Annotated in this window: 21 protein-coding genes; 9 read left to right on the forward strand and 12 right to left on the reverse strand. The window is 64.5% G+C overall.

Annotated features, from left to right (window positions below):
* Positions 1–64: 64 nt before the first annotated feature.
* Entirely contained in the window at positions 65–754 is a 690-nt protein-coding gene (locus G513_RS0113320) for a TetR/AcrR family transcriptional regulator (protein ID WP_022977347.1), read from the forward strand.
* On the opposite strand, the gene G513_RS0113325 is transcribed toward G513_RS0113320, so the two are convergent.
* The 12 genes from G513_RS0113325 to G513_RS0113380 all read right to left on the reverse strand — a co-directional run bounded on the left by G513_RS0113325 (position 727) and on the right by G513_RS0113380 (position 12,535).
* Positions 727–1,470: a TetR/AcrR family transcriptional regulator gene (locus G513_RS0113325; RefSeq protein WP_022977348.1), complete on the reverse strand. Its 744-nt coding sequence runs from the start codon at positions 1,468–1,470 to the stop codon at positions 727–729. The genes G513_RS0113320 and G513_RS0113325 overlap by 28 nt on opposite strands.
* A 25-nt stretch (positions 1,471–1,495) precedes the next feature.
* Positions 1,496–2,500, reverse strand: a complete 1,005-nt coding sequence (locus G513_RS0113330) for a zinc-dependent alcohol dehydrogenase family protein (protein WP_022977349.1) — start codon at positions 2,498–2,500, stop codon at positions 1,496–1,498.
* Between the two features lie 35 nt (positions 2,501–2,535).
* A complete protein-coding gene (locus G513_RS0113335) occupies positions 2,536–2,946 on the reverse strand; it encodes a nuclear transport factor 2 family protein (RefSeq protein ID WP_022977350.1) in 411 nt (136 codons plus the stop codon).
* Positions 2,947–2,991: 45 nt separating this feature from the next.
* Positions 2,992–3,807, reverse strand: coding sequence for an SDR family NAD(P)-dependent oxidoreductase (locus tag G513_RS0113340; RefSeq protein ID WP_022977351.1), 816 nt, complete (start codon positions 3,805–3,807; stop codon positions 2,992–2,994).
* 18 nt (positions 3,808–3,825) lie between these two features.
* The gene (locus G513_RS0113345) at positions 3,826–4,167 is read right to left on the reverse strand and encodes a hypothetical protein (RefSeq protein WP_022977352.1); all 342 of its coding nucleotides are present in this window, start codon (positions 4,165–4,167) and stop codon (positions 3,826–3,828) included.
* Entirely contained in the window at positions 4,164–5,417 is a 1,254-nt protein-coding gene (locus G513_RS0113350; RefSeq protein WP_022977353.1) for an aromatic ring-hydroxylating oxygenase subunit alpha, read from the reverse strand. The genes G513_RS0113345 and G513_RS0113350 overlap by 4 nt, the downstream gene beginning before the upstream one ends.
* A 51-nt stretch (positions 5,418–5,468) precedes the next feature.
* Positions 5,469–6,272 carry a glucose 1-dehydrogenase gene (locus G513_RS0113355; RefSeq protein ID WP_022977354.1) on the reverse strand — a complete coding sequence of 268 codons (804 nt, stop codon included), beginning with the start codon at positions 6,270–6,272 and terminating at the stop codon, positions 5,469–5,471.
* Positions 6,273–6,307: 35 nt separating this feature from the next.
* Complete coding sequence (locus G513_RS0113360) at positions 6,308–8,077, reverse strand: FAD-dependent monooxygenase (protein ID WP_022977355.1); 1,770 nt, start codon at positions 8,075–8,077, stop codon at positions 6,308–6,310.
* A 22-nt stretch (positions 8,078–8,099) separates the two neighbouring features.
* Positions 8,100–9,908, reverse strand: a complete 1,809-nt coding sequence (locus G513_RS0113365) for an FAD-dependent monooxygenase (RefSeq protein ID WP_022977356.1) — start codon at positions 9,906–9,908, stop codon at positions 8,100–8,102.
* Positions 9,909–9,929: 21 nt separating this feature from the next.
* A complete protein-coding gene (locus G513_RS0113370; RefSeq protein WP_022977357.1) occupies positions 9,930–11,201 on the reverse strand; it encodes an aromatic ring-hydroxylating oxygenase subunit alpha in 1,272 nt (423 codons plus the stop codon).
* Between the two features lie 49 nt (positions 11,202–11,250).
* Positions 11,251–11,610: a hypothetical protein gene (locus G513_RS0113375; RefSeq protein ID WP_022977358.1), complete on the reverse strand. Its 360-nt coding sequence runs from the start codon at positions 11,608–11,610 to the stop codon at positions 11,251–11,253.
* Positions 11,611–11,674: 64 nt separating this feature from the next.
* Positions 11,675–12,535, reverse strand: coding sequence for a fumarylacetoacetate hydrolase family protein (locus G513_RS0113380; protein WP_022977359.1), 861 nt, complete (start codon positions 12,533–12,535; stop codon positions 11,675–11,677).
* A gap of 174 nt (positions 12,536–12,709) precedes the next feature.
* On the opposite strand from G513_RS0113380, the gene G513_RS22970 reads away from it, so the two are divergent.
* The 8 genes from G513_RS22970 (at position 12,710) to G513_RS0113420 (ending at position 19,755) form a co-directional block, all read left to right on the forward strand.
* Positions 12,710–13,375 (forward strand): VOC family protein, encoded by a 666-nt coding sequence (locus G513_RS22970; RefSeq protein WP_022977360.1) that lies wholly within the window; start codon positions 12,710–12,712, stop codon positions 13,373–13,375.
* Entirely contained in the window at positions 13,372–13,776 is a 405-nt protein-coding gene (locus tag G513_RS22975; RefSeq protein ID WP_022977361.1) for a nuclear transport factor 2 family protein, read from the forward strand. Before G513_RS22970 ends, G513_RS22975 begins: the two co-directional genes overlap by 4 nt.
* An 89-nt stretch (positions 13,777–13,865) precedes the next feature.
* Positions 13,866–16,559, forward strand: coding sequence for an alpha-ketoglutarate dehydrogenase (mdeB, locus tag G513_RS0113395; protein WP_022977362.1), 2,694 nt, complete (start codon positions 13,866–13,868; stop codon positions 16,557–16,559).
* Between the two features lie 38 nt (positions 16,560–16,597).
* Positions 16,598–17,356: a glucose 1-dehydrogenase gene (locus G513_RS0113400; RefSeq protein ID WP_022977363.1), complete on the forward strand. Its 759-nt coding sequence runs from the start codon at positions 16,598–16,600 to the stop codon at positions 17,354–17,356.
* A 96-nt stretch (positions 17,357–17,452) separates the two neighbouring features.
* On the forward strand, positions 17,453–17,980 hold the full coding sequence (locus G513_RS0113405) for a MarR family winged helix-turn-helix transcriptional regulator (RefSeq protein ID WP_022977364.1): 528 nt from the start codon (positions 17,453–17,455) through the stop codon (positions 17,978–17,980).
* Positions 17,981–18,039: 59 nt separating this feature from the next.
* On the forward strand, positions 18,040–18,780 hold the full coding sequence (locus G513_RS0113410) for a hypothetical protein (RefSeq protein ID WP_022977365.1): 741 nt from the start codon (positions 18,040–18,042) through the stop codon (positions 18,778–18,780).
* Positions 18,781–18,853: 73 nt separating this feature from the next.
* Entirely contained in the window at positions 18,854–19,453 is a 600-nt protein-coding gene (locus tag G513_RS0113415; protein WP_022977366.1) for a cytochrome c oxidase subunit 3 family protein, read from the forward strand.
* A gap of 11 nt (positions 19,454–19,464) precedes the next feature.
* On the forward strand, positions 19,465–19,755 hold the full coding sequence (locus tag G513_RS0113420) for a cytochrome C oxidase subunit IV family protein (RefSeq protein WP_022977367.1): 291 nt from the start codon (positions 19,465–19,467) through the stop codon (positions 19,753–19,755).
* The last annotated feature ends 11 nt before the right edge of the window (positions 19,756–19,766 follow it).

Raw genomic sequence — 19,766 nt, forward strand, 5'->3', positions numbered from 1 at the left:
CACCGAAAAATGGAGCTGCACGCAGCCCGTTTATCATCCGCCTACTTTCCGGACTCAAGATGACATGGCGCGTATCGAATCCCGCCCGACCCGGCGCACCCGCGCCAAGCACGGCGATCAGCCGAAGCTGACCATCGAGGAACGCCTGCTGGCGGCGATGGAACGGCTGCTCGAAAACGGCCATCGCTTCGCCGCACTGACGGTCGAACAACTGACCGACGAGGCCGGCATCGCCCGCGGCACTTTCTACCTGCACTTTCGCGACAAGGGCGAACTGGTGGCGCGGCTGATGAGCCAGGTCACCGAAGAGATCATTGCCAGCACCGGCACCTGGCTCAGCGATGCCGAAGACGCGCGCCATCAGGTGCTGCAGCAGGCACTGGTCGGCATGGTCGCAACGTTCAAGAAACATCAGGCGATCCTTGCTGCCGTCAACGACACCGCGCCCTACGACCAGAACGTCGCCAGCCTGTATCGGACGATGGTCGACCGCATCTGCGCGCAAAGCCGGGTGTCGCTGGACACCATCCAGCGCAAGGGCCGCAGCCGTCCTGGTGCCACCGACGATGTCGCCGAAGTCTTGAGCTGGATGATCGTCATGTACTGCGCCCGCTTCATCGGCGAGCGCAACGGCGCGGAGCTGGATCGCCTGGCCGAATCGCTCGGCTACATCAGTGCCAGCACGGCGTTTGCGGACCCGCCCGCTGCAGCGGCCAAACCGGCCACTCAGAGAAAGACGAAGTCGTCGATGTAGCGGATCGTTTTCGCGACTTCGCTCTCGGCAAACACGTCGCGCCCGGTCAGTTCGCAGAACTCCGACGACACCGACATCAAGGTGCCGGCCAGGCCGATAATCGCGTAGTACAAGCGAGCCGGATCGCCCCCGCGCACGCGCCCTTCGGCCTGGGCGCGAATGATCATGCCGATCACCTGCTCGAACGAGGCGCGCAGATGCGTTTCGATCAGCCAGTGGATGCGGCCGCTGCCCTGAGTGCTCTGCTGAACCATGATCCGGTGCAGTTGCGGCACGCGCGCGGAGAAGCGCACGAAGTTCTCGATGAACGCGTGCAGGCCGGCCACGGCATCGCCGATACCGGTGAGACCGAGCCGCTGCTCGAACTCGAGCCGGTAATGGCCGATCACGTCTTCCATGGTGCTCAGCCACAGCTGCTCTTTCGACTCGAAGTGATAGAGCAGCAGTGGATGGCTGACGCCGGCGCGCTCGGCCACCGCTCGCGTCGACGTGCCCTCGAAGCCGAAGGCACCGAAGCATTCGAGCGCAGCGTGAAGGACCTGCTCGCGCACCTCGGCGCCGCGCGGCTTCTTGGCGGTGCCTTTCGGCTTCTTCGGCACCGGCGCTGGTGCGGTAGTCAAGCGTGCAGCGTGGTTGCGCCGCTGGCCACGAGCGTTCTTGGCGACCTCGGTGGCGGGCGCTTCGACGGTGCTGCGCTTCTTTATCGGTTCGCTCATCGGCGAAGCCTAAGCAATTCCGGCTTCAGTCGATATCGATGACGATCTTGCCGAAGTGCTGGCCGGACAGCTGATAGCGGAAAGCATCCGCCAGTTTGCCCAGCGGAAACCGGGCATCGATGATCGGCTTCATGCCGCTCTTCTCGATCGCCTCGACCATGCGCAGCTGCATGGCGCGGCTGCCGACCGCGATCGGGCGGATCTGCTGCTGCTTCATCATCAGCTTGGCCAGATTGATCTCGGCCACCAGCCCACCGAGGATGCCGATGATGATCAGGCTGCCGCCGACCTTGACCGCGCTGATCGACTGATCGAGCGTCGCCGCGCCACCGACATCGATGACGTGATCGACACCGCCGCCGGACAACTGGCTGATCGCCTCGCCCCAGTTCGGATCGGCGCGGTAATCGATGGTGGCATCGGCACCGAGCTTCTTCAGCCGCTCGAGCTTGGCCGGCGATGACGAGGTGGCGTAGACCTTCGCCCCGAAGGACTTGGCGAACTGCAGTGCGAAGATCGAAACACCACCGGTGCCCTCGACCAGCACCTGATCGCCCGCCTTGATCTGGCCGACTTCGACCAGCGCCCGCCAGGCGGTCAGCGCGGCACAAGGCAAGGTCGCCGCTTCGGCGAACGAATAGCCTTTCGGAATGCGGGTCAGCTTGTCCGGATCGACCAGGCTGAACTCAACCGCGCAGCCATCGGTGGAATCACCGCCGAGGCGGCTGGTGGTGGCCGCCGTCGGCTCGCCGTCCTGCCAGTCCGGGAAGAACAGGCTCATCACCTGGTCGCCGACCGCCCAGCCGTTGACGCCCTCGCCTACCGCGACGATTTCACCAGCGCCATCGGAGATCGGAATCCGGCCATCCGCCGTCGGCAGCATGCCGGCCGCCACCGCGTAATCGTGGAAGTTCAGCGACAAGGCGCGCCAGCGCACCTTGAGCTTGCCCGCGGTGATCGCGGGTTCGGCTTGTTCCTCGATCGACAGCGATTCGAGACTGGTCGGCAAACGCACCACGGCTGCTTTCATCAAATACTCCTTGGCGACAACACTTTTCCGCAGGCTCAGGCGGGAACCAGCTTGTTGCCGACCAGAGCGACTTCAACGGCGACGGTATCAGCGTATTCCTCGACGTCGGCAATGAAGCCATTGTCGATGCGCAGCACCATCGCGTAATGCGGCTGCGAGTACGGCAGGCCGGTGGGGCCGATGCCGTGACCCGAGGCGAGGATCACCGCGCGATTGCCGTCGACGATGATCTCCTTGAGGGTCAGCTGTGGCGGTTGCTTGAAGCTGGCCAGCGCCGGCACCAGCGCGCCCTTGACGGTATCGCGGCCGTGCATGTCGGTGGACAGCGGCGTGGTGCCGATGATCCGGTATTTCACGTTCGGCGCCAGCAGATCGAAGGCGTCGGCGAAGGCGCCGCTGCAGAGCAGGTCGGCATATTTGCGGGCAATGCTGCGGGTTTGATCCATGGTGTTCTCCTCGTTGTTATGGAACGAATCTACCGAGCCACCGATTCAGCTGGAGGCCTGTGCAAAGAAGCTTCTCGATGCCGGCACCGTTGGCTGCGTGCACAAGGTGCCGCCGTCCACCGGCAGGATGTGGCCGGTGATGAAGCGGGCCTCGTCCGAGGCCAGGAAGGCCACCGCCTGCGCCACTTCCAGCGGGCCACCGAGAAACGGCGTGCAGGCACCGTCGACGTTGATGTCGATCAGCGGTTTGGGGATGAAGCCTGCGGTCAGCGGCGTCAGCACCAGTGCTGGCGCCACCGCGTTGCAGCGAATGCCGCGCTTGCCGTAAGCCGCAGCGACGTGCTGGGTGATGCTGTTGATCGCCGCTTTCGAGGCGCTGTAGGCCGGCAGGCTGATGTAGGCCGCGAGACCATAGGTGGACGAGGTGTTGACGATCACGCCGCCGCCGCGCCGAAGCATGGCCGGGATCGCATGCTTGCAGCCGAGCATGGTGCCGCGCACGTTGACGGCCATCGTGCGGTCCCAGATGTCGATCTCCATCGCGGCGATGTCGGCATCCTTGGCCAGCACTTTCGGGTCTTGCAGCGCTGCGTTGTTGTGCAGGATGTCGAGACCGCCATAGCGCGTTTCCGCATGGGCGATGGCGGCCTTGATCGAATCCTCGCTGCCGATGTCGCAGACGAGCGATTCGGCAATGCCACCGGCCTCGCGGATCATCGTCGCGGTGGCTTCTGCGGTTTCCGGATTGAGGTCGGTGCAGAGCACCGATGCGCCGCGTTCGGCCATCAGCTTGGCCGTGGCCTGGCCGATGCCGGAACCGGCGCCGGTGATCATTGCCACTTTTCCCTTGAGGCTTGACATACGCGACTCCGGTGCGGTTCAGACGGGCAGCGGTTCGCGCAGCACGCGCACCGCGATCGGCAGCTTGGCGTGGCCGACCTTCGGCTGGCCATGAATCTCGACAGCCATCGCCGCCTGGGCGAGTGCGTAAAGCAGGTGCATCAGGCGCTGCTCGGCTTCTGGCATCGCATCGAGCGGAAAACTCTCGAGGTATGCGAGGGCGGCTTCGGCGCGCGGCTGCATCGCATCGTAGAAACGCCGGATGCTGTCCATCGAAGACGCGGCACGATGCTGCATGCGGGCATCGAAACTGGGCAGCGCCCATTCGGCGGCATGCGCTTCGAGGTCGGCAAAATCGGCTGGCAGAAGAGCGTTGTTCATTCGCTCATGGCCTCCTGCACAGTGGCCGACTGCGCCCATTTCTCGACGTGATGCACCGAGTGCCGCAGCAGCGCTTCGTTGTCCTGCAGGTACATCGCTTCCTTGGCGCCGGACTCCAGGCCGCGCTGCACGCGCGCGACGTTGGAAACGTCCTCCACCAGCACCTCGACCACGCGCGACAGGTAATGCTCCTGCTGGAAACGCTCGCGCACGCTGAGCGCCTTGGGCACGTAGAAGCGCACTTCATGGCGGGTGGTGTGATAGCTGGTCGGCCAGAAATGATGGGTCCAGAAACCGCCGGGGCCGGTGTCGAGATTGAAGTTCGGGAACACGAAGTTCACATCCATCGACCAGCTCTTGGTGCGCGTCGGGTTGACCGAGGGATGAGCCAGGAAGGCATCCATGCTGCCGACCTTGCCGGCGGCGATGGTGCTGCCGGTCTGCACTTGGCTGTAGGCGAGCTGTTCGACCTTCTGGTGATCGTGCGGCCGATATTCCGGGTTGCCGTACATCGAGCAGAAGCGATGCGGACCGAAAAAGCGCGCGTCCATCAGGCGGCCGGTGCGATTGCTCGTGGACGCGAACGTGGTGCCGATGGTTTCCGGATGGATCACCGGGATGTGGTACGACTCGCTGAAGGCATCGGCGACCACTTTCCAATTACAGTTGAGCTGGGCCTCGACGACGATCGGATTGTCGGCATTCGGATACTCCATGTTGGCCAGGAAGCTGCCGAAGTCACCGAGAAAATCCTCGAGCGAGACCGAGGGCTTGCGCTCCAGGTTGATGAAGATCCAGCCATTCCAGACTTCGGTCGCAATCTTCGCAAGACCGGCGGTCTTGCGATCAAGGCCGACGAAGCATTTCTCGTCCGGCACGCCGCGCAACTCGCCATCCGTACCGTAAGCCCAACCGTGGTACGGACACTTGATCAGCTGGCTGCAGCCCTGGGGCTCGCTGACCAGCAGGTTGTGGCGATGCGAGCAAACATTATGGAAGGCCTGTACGCGGCCCTCACCGTCGCGCGTGATCAGCACCGAGGCTTCGCAGATCTCGATCTCCTTGACCATGAAGCTGTGCGGCCTGGCGATCTCTTCGACTCTTCCCATGATCAGCCAGGAGCGCCCGAACACCCGCTCTCGTTCCAGCTGGTAGAACGCCGGCGAGCGATAGGACTCAGCCGAAACCGGACCGTTCTTGAGACCCGCGAGCTGGGTCCATTTGTTGGCGATGAAATCGTCCGCTGCCATCGGCTGTGCTCCTGCTGTGATTGCGATCTGTCGGGTCTGAAACGCGACGGCTCAGGCCGCCGTATAGCCGCCGTCGACGACCATCTCCATGCCGGTGATCCACTGCGCGGCGTCGGAGGCGAGATAGCGAATTGCCAGCGCGATATCGATGGGACGGCCAAGGCCAAGCAGATGTCCGGCCTCGAAGGCGGCTTCGGCCGCGGCCTCGTCGGGCACGATGCCGAGCTTCACGAAGTCGCGTAGCGTCTTCACGCCCATCTCGGTCTTGATCAGGCCCGGGTGCACCGAGTTGACGCGGATGCCGTAGTGCAGGCGCGCGCATTCGTTGGCTGCCGCCTTGGTCATCAGCCGCACCGCGCCCTTCGATGCGCAGTAGGCGCCGAGCCCGGCAACGCCCTTGATGCCGGCGGCCGAGGACAGGTTGACGATGACGCCGCCCCTGCCTGCCGTGCCGCCCGGCCGCATCGTGCGGATGGCGTGCTTGATGCCGAGGAAGACGCTGGTGCCGTTGACCTCCATCTGCCGCCGGTAGTCGTCGACGCTCATGTCGGCAAAGAATCCGGCCAGTTCGAGGCCGGCGTTGTTGACTACGAGATCGAGGCGGCCGAAGCGCGCGATGGCCTCGGCAGTCGCCGCTTGCCAATCGGCTTCCTGGGTGACATCGAGCCGGAAGAAGCTGGCTGCAGCGCCGAACTTCGCCGCCAGCGCCTGGCCTTCGTCGACGAGCAGATCGGTGATCAGCACGCGGGCGCCGCCGGCAATCAGCTGCTCGGCCGTTTCGGCACCGATGCCGCGTGCCGCGCCGGTGACCAGCGCGACCTTGCCGTCGACACGAAAGGGATCGGTAGTACTCATGTGTACGGTGCTCCTGACGACGTGGAGTGGATGATTCAGGCCTTGCAGAGAATCTGTGCGAGCACTCGGGCAAGAACGTCCGAAGGATTTGTTTCCTTGCCGCTGGAGCGGAATCCGACATGGGTATCCGGCCGAACCAGGATCGCGCCACCGTCCTCGACCTGTTTCAGCTGCGCCCAGGTGCCGCTAGCATCGGCGTAATCGCCGCCCTCGCCGATCACATAGACATCGATGGTCACGCCGTACTTCTTCGCGGCGGCCGACGCGGCTTCCTTCCAGGCCTTGCCCCTGGCATCGGTGAGCAACACGAAGCGGCCATGGCCGGTGATGTCGTGTGTCGACACCTTGCCGCTGGCGCCTTCGAGCCAGGCATGCGGCAGGCGGTGACCAGGACGCGTGGTGACCACGTAGTTGACGCCCATCGGATCGCGCGCCGGCGCCGGCGTGCCATCGGCCACCACGGCGTTGCCGTCGTAGTGGAAGCCCATCTCGAGATCGTGCGCGCAGAACTCCATGCGCTGCGTCTGCAGCACTTCGTGCATGCGGGCGCGGGCCCAGTCGCCTTCGTAGCCTTCGGAGATCAGCATGTGGAACGCGCCGGCATTGACCTCCGGCGGCGCCCCCGGAATCAGGCCGAAGCCGGCATCGGTGACGAAGTGATTCATGAACGTGAACAGCGCCCACTTGGTGTTGCGCGCAGCCACCGGACGACGCTCCTGCTCGTAGCTGTCGAGCAGCTTCAGCGAGGCCTCGCCCTTGACCAGAGCGGTCAGCTTCCACGCCAGGTTGTGCGCGTCCTGGATGCCGGAATTAAGTCCCAGCCCGGTGGTCGGCGGGTGGCGATGCGCCGCGTCACCGATCACCACGCAGCGGCCACCCTGATACTTGTTGGCGAGGATCGCTTCGACGATCCAGTGGCTGACCTTGTGCACGTGAATGTCGAGGTCCGGCAGTTTCAGCAGCTCGCGGATGCGCGGCACGATCACGCTCTCGTCGAAGTCCGGATCGCCGGGACGGAACGCGAAGTGGAACACCCATTCCTCCGAGCGCCGGTCGTAATGCGTCGGCCCCATCGCCACCATCGCGCCGCTGCCCCAGCCGCCGCCGCCTTCCGGGTTGATGAACCAGCGGATCAGCGGCGCGTCGTCATTGATGTGCTTCGACAGGTCCGCGGTGAAATGCGTGCTGACCATGTCGATCAGGTTGGTCGGGCCTTCCAGCTCGATGCCCAGCTTCGGGCCGATGGTGCGGCCGCGATCGGCACCGACCAGGAACTGCGAGCGCACCTGGTAGGTCTCGCCACTCTTGAGATCCTTGATCAGCGAGGTCACGCCGTCGGCGTCCTGCTCGAAGCTCAGCAACTCATTGCCGAAACGCACGTCGCCTGGCGCGCCGCGTTCGGCGAAATCCTTGAGCACCGGCTCCAGGCGCAGCAGCGGCAGATTGGCAGACAGCACCGCGCTGTCCTTCGTGTAGGTGTCGTACAGCGCACCGCCACCGAAGGCGTCCATGCGGTAAATGGTCTTCTGGTCGAGCGGGCCATCGCCGCCCAGCGAGGTGAGCCAATGCACCTGGTGCATGTTCTCGAACTTGGTGCCGCGCTGGTAGATGGTGTCGGCGACGCCGTACTCGCGAAAGATCTCCATCGTCCGCTGGTTCAGGTAATGCGCCTTGGGCAGATGCGAGGTCGAATCGTGGCGCTCCACCAGCAGCGACTTCGTGCCCTGCGCCGACAGGAAGATGGACAGGCTCAGGCCGGAACCACCACCGCCGCAGATCAGGACCGGGGTTTCGAGGGTTTGCATGGAGTCGCTTCCAGGTTGGAGTTCAGTGAGCCGGCCGCAGGATCTGCTGCAGGGCCTGTTTCAATTCGTGGTGTGGATCGGCAACGCCCCGCCTGGCACGCCAGGCAACGATGGCATCGGGGCGCACCAGCAGCGCTCCGGTTTCGTCGACTTCGGACAGCGCCTGCCAGGCGCGATCAGCGTCGAGCGCATCGCCATCCGCCGCGATGCGGACCGCAAGCAATGGCAGCTTCAATTCGGTGGCCAGCTGGCGCGCGGCTTCGCACCAGGCGGCGCCCCTGGCGTTGGCGATCAGCACCAGGCTGGCCTTGTCATCGAGCAGATCGTGAGTCGAGACGCGCTGGCCATCGCGCTCCAGCCAGGCATGGGGCAGACGATGACCGGGCCGCGTGGTCGGCACATAGACCGTGCCCCAGGGATCGCGGGCCGGCGCCGGCGTGCCGTCCGGGATTCGCGCGCCCTGCTCGTAGACGTAGCCCAGTTCGACATCGTGGTCGTACATCTCGACGCGATGGGTGTTGAACACTTCGGCCGTGCGCGCACGGCGCATGCGGCCGTCCGGCGTGTCAGCGAACAGGCCGGCAATCTCGTTGTCCTCGTCCGGCTGGCCGACCGCTTCATAGACGTTGGCCGGATGGATGGCGAAGATCGAAGCGGCGCTGAGCAGATGATTCCAATAGCTCGACAACGCCCAGGCGACGTTGAACGAGCCGATCGGCCGGCGCTCGGCTTCGTAGCTGTCGAGCAGCGCGGCACTCGCCTGCCCGCGCGTCACCAGGGCCAGCTTCCAGGCCAGGTTGTGCGCGTCCTGGATGCCTGTGTTCAGGCCCAGACCGGAAGCCGGCGGATGACGATGCGCGGCGTCGCCAGCCAGGATCACACGGCCGTACTGGTAGCGCTCGGCAAGCACGGCTTCGATCATCCAGTGGCTGATCTTGTGAACGTCCATCTGGAGGTCCGGCAGCTTCAGCAATTCACGGATCTGCTGGCTGACCACGGCTTCATCGAACTTCGCCGGATCATCCGGCGCGACCATGAAATGGAAGATCCATTCCTTGCTGTGCCGGCCCCACTTCGCATCGGCTCCACCGGCAGGCACCAGCGCACCGCTGGCCAACGGGCCACGCCGCGTCGGGTGAATGAAGAAATGCAGCATTACCCGATCGTCGAGCAGCACTTTCGACAGATCAGCCGTGAAGTGCACGGTGACGTTCTTCGCCAGGCCCGATGGCCCGACCATCTTGTTGCCGAGCGCCTTGCCGATCGTGCGGCCGCCATCGGCAGCGATCAGGTACTGGGCTCGCACGGTCGATTCCTCGCCGCTGGCGACATCACGGATCGTCGCCGTCACGCCATCGGCATCCTGGCTGAAGCCGAGCAACTCGGTGCCGAAGCGCAGACGGCCCGGCGCGCGGGCATCGGCATGGCGACGGAAGATCGGCTCCGAACGGATCAGCGGCAGATTGGCGCTGCGGCAAGCGCTGTCGCGCTCGTAGCTCGCCCGCTGCGAATCGCCGCTACCGCCGATGCCATCCATCTCGTGGATCACCTTGCGATCGTGCGGGCCATCGCCGCCCAGAGTGGTCAGCCACATCGCTCGGCTCATGTTCTCCGGCGGCGTGCCCATCGCATAGATGTCATCGGCCACGCCGTGCTGGCGCAGGATCTCCATCGTTCGCTGATTGAGGTAATGCGCCTTCGGCAGGTTTGCCAGTCTTGTACTGCGCTCGACGCAAAGAAAATCGACGCCGAGATCAGCGAGGAAGATCGACAGGTTCAGGCCGCAGCCGCCGGCTCCGACGATCAGTACATTGACCGCGATGGTGTCCATGAAAATTGCGCTCGTGATCGACTAATCGGCGAGCGCTTCGCGCACCGTCGCCGAGGCCACCCATTTCTGGATCGTTTCGATCGAGTGGCGAAGCAGGAATTCGCCATCCTGCAGGATGATTTCCGACTTGCCGCCAGACTCCATCGCCTTCTGCTGGCGCTCCAGATTGCCGACATCCTCGAGGAAGATTTCCGCCATCCGGCAGCTGTAATGTTCCTGCTGGAATCGCTGGCGAACATCGGCGGCGACCGGCGTGTGCATCCTCGCCACCCAGCGTGTGGTGTTCACCGACAGCGGCCAGAACTCCAGGGTGAAGAAACCGCCGGGCGAGTAGAAGATCAGGTAGTTCGGGAACAGCCAGCAGATTTCGGTTGCCCAGTTGGACACCTTGTTCGGATTGATTGCCGGATGGTTCTGCAGCGCCTGCATGCCGGCTGCGTCGTTGGCGCCCAGCGTGTTGCCGGTATCGATATTGCTGTAGGCCAGACGCTCGACCAGCGACGCTTCCGGCGGCACATAGTCCGGATTGCCGAAGGTGGTCATCGTGCGATGGGCGCCGCGCACATTGCCGCTCAGCGGCCGCGCATAGCGATTGCTGTCGTTGGCGAAGGTGTCACCCAGGGTCGACGGATGCAGCACCGGTACGTGGTAGGACTCGCAGAAGGCATCGATGGTCACCTTCCAGTTGGCGCGCATGCTGGTCACGTCGACGGTGAACGCCTGCGTGGCGGACGGGGCCGGGGCATCGCGAAAGGCTACCCCGAAGTTGCCGAGGAACTCGGTCAGCGTCACTTCCGGCTGCTTCTGCAGATTGATGAAGATCCAGCCTTCCCAGGTCTCGCAGGCGATCGGCGTCAGGCCGCATTTCTTCATGTCCAGATCGAAGAAGTTGGCGCGGTCCGGCACGCCGATGCAGTCGCCGGTATTGCGATAAGCCCAGTTGTGATACTTGCAGACGAAGCGGCTGCCCTTGCCCGAGGTCTCGTGCACGACCAGGTTGGCGCGGTGCGAGCAGACGTTGTGGAAAGCGCGAATCTGATCCTTGGCATCGCGGGTGATCAGCGTGATGACGCCGCAGATCTCGATTTCCTTGACGATGAAACTGTCGGCTTCCGGCAGCTGCTCGACCCGGCCCATGCACAGCCAGGCGCGGCCGAAGACGCGATCGCGTTCCTGCTCGTACCAGGCCTGGGAAATATAGGGCGCGATCGGGATCGGTCCGGTGCCGAGGCCGTTCGGCACGGTCAGCTTCGGGAATTCGGTATTCGGCTTTTGCAGGTCAACGACGCTCATGAGCACTCTCCGGACAACTGAAAGGCGATACAGCCGCTTGCGAGATTCATCAGCCTTGCGGCCAGGGTCCCCGGCCGATATGCATGCCGTGTGGAAATGGCGAAGCGGCGGCGCGCGGCTGACCATGGAATTCCACCGCCATCGCCGCGTGCGGCAGCGACAGCAGCAGGCGCAGCAACCGGATCGCGTCGTCCGGCATCGCATCGAGCGGGAACTGCTCCAGATAACGCAGACCTTCATCGGCGCGCGGCACGGCCGCGTCGTAGAAGCTGCGGATCTCGGCCATCGAGGCCCGAGCCCGGCGATCCCAGCGGATGTCGTTGGTCGCACCCGCCCAGTAATCGACGAAAGGCTCCAGCGCCTCGAAGCCTGCAGGCAACGAATTGGGCAATGAACTCTGCATCTGCATCAGCGTCTCCTCTCTCGCATGGAACGATCGCGCTCTATCGGCGCGGTTCGTCGGCAGCTTTGCTTCAGCGCGGCTCGGGTTCGACCCGATTCTCGATCGCGCCCAGGCCTTCGATCTCGATGCGCACCACATCGCCAGCCTTCAAGTAGCGCGGCGGCTTCGACACGGCACCGACACCGGCCGGCGTGCCGGTGAGCAGCAGATCGCCCGGTTCCAGCGTCATTGCCTGCGACAGGTGTTCGATCATCGCGTAGACATCGAAAACCATTTCCCGGGTATTGGAGTCCTGGCGGACTTCTCCATTGACGGTGGCGCAAATGGAAAGCGCCTGCGGATCGGCGATCTCGTCGGCGCTGGTGATCCAGGGTCCGAAAGGGCAATGGGTATCGAAGGACTTGCCGACCACGAACTGCGAGGTGCGCAACTGCCAGTCGCGAACGCTGACATCGTTGGCGCAGCAGTAACCGGCGATCGCCGCCTTGGCCTGTTCGCGTGTGGCATGGCGAACCTTCTTGCCGATGACGATGGCCAGCTCGGCTTCGTAGTCGAGCTTGGTCGAGACGCTGGGCAGGTCGATATTGCTGTAAGGACCATTCGCGGAAGTGGTCATCTTCGCGAACCAGGTCTGCACTTCCGGCAGCGCCATGTTCGCTTCGAGCGCGTGATCGCGGTAGTTCAAGCCGAGCGCCAGGATCTTGCCCGGGCGTGGAATCGGTGCCAGCAGACGAACGTCGGTCAATGCGTGGTCCGGTTGGGTGGTGGCGATCTTGTCCAGATCGGCACGCAGGCCCGGCAGCGCTTCCAGCAGGCCGAGCATCGTCGGAGGCGACTGCGGCAGATGACGCGCAACATCGTGCAAGCCTTTGCCGACTACCAGCCCGATCCGTGCCTGGCCGCCGTTCACGGTGTACGTCGCAAGCTTCATCGTCTCTCCTCCAGCGGTCCATTCAGTCGATGGACTTTTCTGTATTGATCATCGATGTGGAGTACCGGCATCCGCCTCGTACCTCGCATCGATCCGAGTTGACCATATGGTAAGAATATGCAGAATGCAAGCACCCGCGGCACACACTCGGGATGCGACAGGAGAGGAGAAACCATGAACGCAGACAGTCTGGCGACCACGCCGGCGCGAACCCAGGCAGCGGCTCCGGCCACGGCCCCCAACGGCACAATCGTGCCGACCAAGCTCGCGCATTACGTCATCCGCGCCAAGCATTTCGAAGCGATGCTCAGCTGGTACCGCACGGTATTCCACCTGCGCACCACCTTCGAAGCGCCGGTGATCGCCTTCCTCAGCTATGACGAGGAACATCACCGCATCGCCTTCCTGAACACCGCGCATCTGCCGAGCCCGGACACGATGCGCACCGGCATCGACCACGTCGCTTTCACCTATGCCGATCTGCCGGCGCTGCTGCACACCTGGCAGCGATTGAAGACCGCAGGCATCGAGCCGTTCTGGTGCATCAACCACGGCCCGACCACCTCGATGTACTACCGCGACCCAGACGGCAACGAGGTCGAGCTGCAGGTCGAGAACTTCGACACGCTCGCCGAATCGACGGCCTGGTTCAGCTCTGCGGCATTCGAGGCCAATCCGATCGGCGTCGATTTCGATCCGGCAGCACTCAGCGCCAAGCTGCACAGCGGTACGCCTATCAACAAGCTGCTGCAGCAGGGCGCAGCGCCAGTTGCGCCGGGCAAGGCCTATCAGTTCACCACGCTGCCGCCACCGCCCCCACCATCGCAGGGTCCGGCATGAGCATCTCCGAGAACACCGCAGCCATCGACGCCTGCACGGCGCTGTGCAAGGCCTACGGCGCGCTGGCCGATGCCGGCAAGGCCGATGAGTTCGCTCGCCTCTATGTCGAGGATGGCGTGTTCGATCGCATGGGCCAGCTGATCGTCGGCCACGCCGCGATCCGCGAAGTGATCGCCGGACGCCCGCCTGGCACCTGGTCGAAGCATGTCTGCAGCAACATCCGCGTCACCGTCGATGCCGATGGCCGCAATGCTTCGGGCGAGGTCGATCTCGACATGCAGCGCGGCATCGCCGGCAGCGACGAGGTGCAGCGTCTGCGTGGCATCTATCACGATCGCTACACGCTGACCGCCGACGGCTGGCGCATCCAGCTGCGCAAGATCGTGCTGGTTCCTTCCTAGCGGCACTCACGCCGATATCCATCTCCCGGATCGGCGTACCTTCATTCGCTGAACCATGGTGGCCGCGCCGCGGCTTCCGGAGGCTGCTCATGTCCGCAGAAAATCCTCGTGCTCGTGGCCTGTCCACCATCAGCCTTCCCGATGCCGATCCGCAGGAGACGCGCGAATGGCTGGACGCGCTGGATTCCGTGCTCGCGAGCGGCGGTGGCGAGCGGGCGCAGTACCTGATCCAGCAGCTCGAAGCGCGGCTGCGTGATCGTGGCGCCGTGGCGCTGGCGCAGCCGTATTCCTCGTACCGCAACAGCGTGCCGCTGGATCAGCAAGGTGCCTATCCGGGCGATCTGGCGATCGAGGAACGGATCGTGGCGATCCTGCGCTGGAACGCGCTGGCGATGGTGATGCGCGCCAATGCGGCATACGGCGATCTCGGCGGCCATGTCGCGTCCTATGCGTCGGCGGCGGAGATCTTCGAAGTCGGCTTCCAGCACTTCTTCCATGCCCGCAGCGATAGTCACGGCGGCGATCTCATCTACTTCCAGCCACATTCGGCACCCGGCGTCTACGCTCGCGCTTTCCTGGAAGACCGCCTGAGCGAAGACCAGCTAGGCCACTACCGGCAGGAACTTGCCGGCGGCGGCCTGTGCTCGTATCCGCATCCCTGGCTGATGCCGGAGTTCTGGCAGTTCCCCACCGGCTCGATGGGCCTCGGCCCGATCAGCGCCGTCTACCAGGCGCGCTTCCTGCGCTATCTGCGCGATCGCAAGCTCAGCGCCACTGACGGCCGTCACGTATGGGGCGTGTTCGGCGACGGTGAAATGGACGAACCGGAATCGATCGCCGGCCTCACCCTCGCCGCCCGCGAAAAGCTCGACAACCTGACGTTCATCGTCAACTGCAATCTGCAGCGCCTCGACGGCCCGGTGCGCGGCAATGGCCAGATCATCCAGGAGCTGGAAGCGCTGTTCACCGGCGCCGGCTGGAACGTCATCAAGGTGCTCTGGGGTTCGGACTGGGACGCGCTGTTCGCCCGCGATACGGAGCACACCCTGCTGCGCATCTTCGCCAACACGCCGGATGGCGAATACCAGACGCTCGGTGCCAAGGACGGCGCCTACAACCTCGCCAACTTCTTCCAGCAGGACCCGGCGCTGGCGAAGCTGGTGGCGCACATGAGCGATGCCGAGATCGATGCGCTGAAGCGCGGCGGTCACGATCTGCGCAAGCTGCACGCGGCCTTCGCCGCCGCCAAGGCCCACAAGGGCCGGCCGACGGTGATCCTGGCCAAGACCAAGAAGGGCTATGGCATGGGCAGCGCCGGTGAGTCGCGGATGACATCGCACCAGGCCAAGAAGCTCGACATCGAAGGCCTGAAGGTATTCCGCGACCGCTTCCATCTGCCGCTGTCCGACGAGGACTGCGCGAGCCTGCGCTTCTATCGTCCGGCCGAGGACAGCATCGAGCTGCGCTATCTGCGCCAGCGTCGCGAAGCGCTCGGCGGCTATCTGCCGGCCCGTCGCACCCGGGCCGATGCCGTGCCGGTACCGGCCATCGACAGCTACGCCGCATTCGCGCTACAGGCCGACGGCAAGGAGATGTCGACGACGATGGCCGCCGTGCGCATGCTCGGTGGCCTGCTCAAGGACAAGCAGCTGGGGCCGCGCATCGTGCCGATCGTCGCCGACGAAGCGCGCACTTTCGGCATGGCCAATCTGTTCCGGCAGGTCGGCATCTATTCGCCGGTCGGCCAGCTGTACGAACCGGAAGATGCGTCGTCGATGCTGTCCTACCGCGAAGCGACCGATGGCCAGTTGCTCGAAGAGGGCATCAACGAGGCCGGCGCCCTCGCCTCGTGGACGGCGGCCGCCACCTCGTACAGCGTCAGCGGCGTGCCGATGCTGCCGTTCTACATCTACTACTCGATGTTCGGCTTCCAGCGAGTCGGCGATCTGATCTGGGCCGCGGCCGATCAGCGCGCCCGCGGCTTCCTGCTTGGCGCCACGGCTGGCCGCACCACGCTCGGCGGCGAAGGCCTGCAGCATCAGGACGGCAGCAGCCAGCTGATCGCGTCCACCGTGCCGAACTGCCACAGCTACGATCCGACCTTCGCCGGCGAACTCGCGGTGATCCTCGACCACGGCATGCGCCGCATGCTGGAGCTGCAGGTGGACGAGTTCTATTACCTCACCGTGATGAACGAGAACTACGCGCAGCCGTCCTTGCCGGCGGCGGTGCACGAAGCCGTCATCAAGGGCTTGTATCGCTACGGCGGCCAGGCGCCGAAGAAGCCGGTCGCGAAAGTCCGCCTGATCGGCTCCGGCACGATCTTCCGCGAAGTGATCGCTGCCGCCGAACTGCTGGCCCAGGACTGGAACATCGGCTCCGACCTGTACAGCGCCACCAGCTTCAGCGAGCTGTCGCGTGAGGCTGCCGACGTGCAGCGCTGGAATCGCCTGCACCCGCTGGAGACGCCGCGCCTCAGCCATCTGGAAACGCAGCTGGCTGGCGATGCGCCGGTGATCGCCGCCACCGATTACGTGCGCGCCTATCCGCAGCTGATCGCGCCGTATCTGCAGGGCCGCTACGTCGTGCTCGGCACCGACGGCTTCGGCCGCAGCGACACGCGCAGGGCATTGCGCCGCTTCTTCGAGGTGGATCGTCACGGCGTGGTACTGGCAGCGCTCGATGCGCTGGTGCGCGACGGCAAGATCAAGGCGAGCCTGCTGGCCGACGCCATCGCCCGCTACGGCGTCGAAGCCGACAGCAGCGCGCCCTGGACGCGCTGAGCGGCAGCTGCATCCATAAAAGCGAGAGGAGAACGAAGATGGCGAAAGTGAACGGCAAGGCGATCATCGTCACCGGTGGCGGCAGCGGCGTCGGCCGTGCTGCGGCGCTGTTGCTGACTGCCGACGGCGCCCGCGTGATGGTGGCCGATACCAACGAGACCGGCGGCCGCGAAACCGTGAAGCTGTGCGAGCAGGCCGGCGGCGTGGCGCACTTCATCCGCACCGACATCGCCAGCGAAGCCGAGGTGCAGAAGATGATCGAGGCCACTGTTGCCGCGTTCGGCCGGCTCGATGGTGCGTTCAACAACGCGGCCATTCCGCAGATCAGCAAGCTGATTCACGAAATGCCGCTGGCCGAATGGCAGCGCGCGCTGGACGTGAATCTCACCGGCACCTTCCTGTGCATCAAGCACGAAGTGAAAGCGATGCTCGCCACCGGTGGTGGCGCCATCGTCAATACCGCCTCCGCCGCAGGCGCAACCGCATTCCCGATGGCGGCGGAGTACGTGTCGAGCAAGCACGCCGTGGTCGGCCTGACCAAGGCAGCAGCAGTGGACTACGGCAAGCAAGGCATCCGCGTGAACGCGATCCTGCCCGGTGCGATCCGCACGCCGATGCTGACCGGCAAGTTCGCCGAGGACCCGAACCTCGAGCCCTACCTGAACTCCGTGCATCCGATCGGCCGCTTCTCCGAGCCAGAGGAAATCGCCGCCGCCGCGGTGTGGCTGCTGTCCGATGACGCCTCGTTCGTGCATGGCAGCAGCCTGTCCGTCGATGGCGGTTACATCGCGATGTAGCGAGCGTTTGCGGGGGCGACGCCCCCCCCCGCATTGCGCGCAGCATTTCGATGTGCAAGCATATAGTTCACCGGTAAACTATCAGGCAACCATCTAGTGAAAGGCATCGAACGCTTGTCGGCTGTCGAATCGAGCACGCCACGCATGTCGCGGGCGCTGCCGGACATGCCGATGGCGCCAACCGTGCTGGTTCGCCTGATCCGCATCAGCGCCTTCGGTCTCGGCAATTTCTTCGAGCCGGTGTTTCGCGCACTCGGCACCAGCGAGCACGCCTTCCATGCGCTGTGTCTGCTGGTGGCCAGCGAACAGGGCTCGGCGGCGCCCAGCGAACTCAGCGAAATGATCGGCACCAGCCGCGCCAACACCACGCGCATCGTCGAGGACCTGGTGCAGGCCGAGCTGGTCACTCGCAGCGTGCACGCGCGCGATGGCCGCCGTCACGAGATCGCGATCACCGCTGCCGGCCGCCAGGCCGTGCGCGACATCGTGCCGAAGATGATCGAGCCGCTGGAACGCGCCTTCTCGGGCCTGAGCGCCGAGGAATTCGCGCTGCTCGACCAGCTGCTGCGCAAGCTGATCGTGTCACTGGACAACAGTGCGCGTGCGATGAGCGCTGCGGCTTAGTACCGAACAATTTCATCAGTCCGTCGACGACGATCGACACAACGTGGGGGAGAGTGGAAATGGATGAGAAAACGAGTCTGCGCTATCAGCTGATCAGCGCCTGGTGCGGCCCGGCGTTCGTGGTCACCTTCGTCATCTTCTGGCTGATCCTCGGCCACAACCTGCCGAATCCCTCGCCCAACCTGACGGCCGTGGCGCTCAAGGAGCGTTACCTCGGCAACCTCGGCGAGATCCGCCTCGGCTTCATCATCTCGATGATCACCGTCTGCCTGTACATGCCGTGGAGCTGCGTGCTCGCTGGCCAGATGTCGCGCATCGAAGGCAAGAACATGCCGCTGCTGTCCTACCTGCAGCTGATCGGCGGCGCGCTCACGGTGATGGTCGTTTCGTTCAGCGCGATGTTCTGGGCCGTTGCCGCGTTCCGTCCCGACGCCAGCCCGGAAACTTTCCAGCTGATGACCGATACCGGCTGGCTCTGCATCGATCTTCAGTACGCCTGCACCACCTTGCAGATGGTTGCCGCGGCCCTGGTCGGCCTCGCCGACAAGAGCAAGGTGCCGCTGTTCCCGCGCTGGGTCTGCTACCTGACCATCTGGTGCGGCATCAGCTTCTTCCCGGCCAGCCTCACCGGCGTGATGAAGACCGGCCCGTTCGCCTGGAGCGGCGTGCTGAGCTTCTACTTCCCGTACTTCTGCTGGCTCTGCTGGTACTCCACCGCCAGCATCTTCATGATCAAGGAAATCCGTCGCCGGATGGCCGTCGCCGAGCCGGTTGGCTCCAGCCGCCTCGCGGCTGCCTGATCTAGCGTCCAGCTCCCTCCCCCGCCAGCGGGGGAGGGAGTTTGCTGTTCCTCATCCCGAAGACACTTCTCTCATGCCAGTCGAGCTGACGGCCCCTGCCTCTGCTGACTCAAAGTCGGCGCTGCGCCTGCCCGGCGATCCCGACATCTGGTTCCTGATCTTTGCCGAGCTGATGACTTTCGGCATGTTCTTTGTCGCCTACGTGGGCTATCGGGCGCTCGAAGTCGATCTGTTCAACGAGTCCCAGCTGTCGCTGGACCGGACGCTCGGCGTCATCAACACGCTGTTCCTGCTGACCAGTTCATGGGCCGTGGTGACCGCGATCGAATCGGCCCGCAAGAACCAGGTCAAGGCAGTCCCCCGCTATCTGGCACTGGCCATCGCGCTCGGTGTCGGCTTCATGGTCATCAAGTATTTCGAGTACTCGGCGAAGTTCGCAGCCGGCATCTCGCTGACCACCAATACCTTCTTCAATTTCTATTTCGCGCTGACCATGATCCATCTGGTCCACGTGATCGGCGGCACCATCGTGCTGATCGTGCTGTGGAGCAATGCTCGCCAGGGCAAGTACCACGCCGGCAATACCCGCGGCCTGGAGACCGGTGCCAGCTTCTGGCACATGGTCGACCTGCTGTGGATCTTCCTGTTTCCGCTGCTGTATCTGCTTCGCTGAGGCTGACGCTGATGCCCACCATCCTGCTCAATCCTCACCGCACCTGGCTGATCCTGATCATCGCGACGGCCGCCACCTTCTGGGTGCGCGCCGATGGCCTGGTCGGCATCACGGCCGGCGCCGCGACTCTGGCGATCGCCGCGATCAAGGGCCGCCTGGTGATCCTCGATTTCATGGAACTGCGCCATGCGCCGAACCCCTGGCGCAGCGTCATCAGCGGCTGGCTGATGCTGGTCACCGTGCTGCTGATGGTGGTCTATGCCTTCGGCCCCAGCCTGCTGGCTGGCGTCGACAAGCCCTGAAACATGCGGCC

Origin of the sequence: Nevskia ramosa DSM 11499 (assembly GCF_000420645.1) — a bacterium.
In the GTDB taxonomy this organism is placed as follows: Bacteria; Pseudomonadota; Gammaproteobacteria; order Nevskiales; family Nevskiaceae; genus Nevskia; species Nevskia ramosa.

Bases quoted from the DNA above. Each gene is read 5' to 3' on its own strand.
- G513_RS0113335 (WP_022977350.1), bottom strand. From the start codon at position 2,946: ATGGATCAAACCCGCAGCATTGCCCGCAAATATGCCGACCTGCTCTGC.
- G513_RS22975 (WP_022977361.1), top strand. From the start codon at position 13,372: ATGAGCATCTCCGAGAACACCGCAGCCATCGACGCCTGCACGGCGCTG.
- G513_RS0113330 (WP_022977349.1), bottom strand. From the start codon at position 2,500: ATGAAAGCAGCCGTGGTGCGTTTGCCGACCAGTCTCGAATCGCTGTCG.
- G513_RS0113320 (WP_022977347.1), top strand. From the start codon at position 65: ATGGCGCGTATCGAATCCCGCCCGACCCGGCGCACCCGCGCCAAGCAC.
- G513_RS0113345 (WP_022977352.1), bottom strand. From the start codon at position 4,167: ATGAACAACGCTCTTCTGCCAGCCGATTTTGCCGACCTCGAAGCGCAT.
- G513_RS0113420 (WP_022977367.1), top strand. From the start codon at position 19,465: ATGCCCACCATCCTGCTCAATCCTCACCGCACCTGGCTGATCCTGATC.
- G513_RS0113355 (WP_022977354.1), bottom strand. From the start codon at position 6,272: ATGAGTACTACCGATCCCTTTCGTGTCGACGGCAAGGTCGCGCTGGTC.
- G513_RS0113375 (WP_022977358.1), bottom strand. From the start codon at position 11,610: ATGCAGATGCAGAGTTCATTGCCCAATTCGTTGCCTGCAGGCTTCGAG.
- G513_RS22970 (WP_022977360.1), top strand. From the start codon at position 12,710: ATGAACGCAGACAGTCTGGCGACCACGCCGGCGCGAACCCAGGCAGCG.
- G513_RS0113360 (WP_022977355.1), bottom strand. From the start codon at position 8,077: ATGCAAACCCTCGAAACCCCGGTCCTGATCTGCGGCGGTGGTGGTTCC.
- G513_RS0113415 (WP_022977366.1), top strand. From the start codon at position 18,854: ATGCCAGTCGAGCTGACGGCCCCTGCCTCTGCTGACTCAAAGTCGGCG.
- G513_RS0113400 (WP_022977363.1), top strand. From the start codon at position 16,598: ATGGCGAAAGTGAACGGCAAGGCGATCATCGTCACCGGTGGCGGCAGC.
- G513_RS0113340 (WP_022977351.1), bottom strand. From the start codon at position 3,807: ATGTCAAGCCTCAAGGGAAAAGTGGCAATGATCACCGGCGCCGGTTCC.
- G513_RS0113410 (WP_022977365.1), top strand. From the start codon at position 18,040: ATGGATGAGAAAACGAGTCTGCGCTATCAGCTGATCAGCGCCTGGTGC.
- G513_RS0113350 (WP_022977353.1), bottom strand. From the start codon at position 5,417: ATGGCAGCGGACGATTTCATCGCCAACAAATGGACCCAGCTCGCGGGT.
- mdeB (WP_022977362.1), top strand. From the start codon at position 13,866: ATGTCCGCAGAAAATCCTCGTGCTCGTGGCCTGTCCACCATCAGCCTT.
- G513_RS0113370 (WP_022977357.1), bottom strand. From the start codon at position 11,201: ATGAGCGTCGTTGACCTGCAAAAGCCGAATACCGAATTCCCGAAGCTG.
- G513_RS0113380 (WP_022977359.1), bottom strand. From the start codon at position 12,535: ATGAAGCTTGCGACGTACACCGTGAACGGCGGCCAGGCACGGATCGGG.
- G513_RS0113365 (WP_022977356.1), bottom strand. From the start codon at position 9,908: ATGGACACCATCGCGGTCAATGTACTGATCGTCGGAGCCGGCGGCTGC.
- G513_RS0113325 (WP_022977348.1), bottom strand. From the start codon at position 1,470: ATGAGCGAACCGATAAAGAAGCGCAGCACCGTCGAAGCGCCCGCCACC.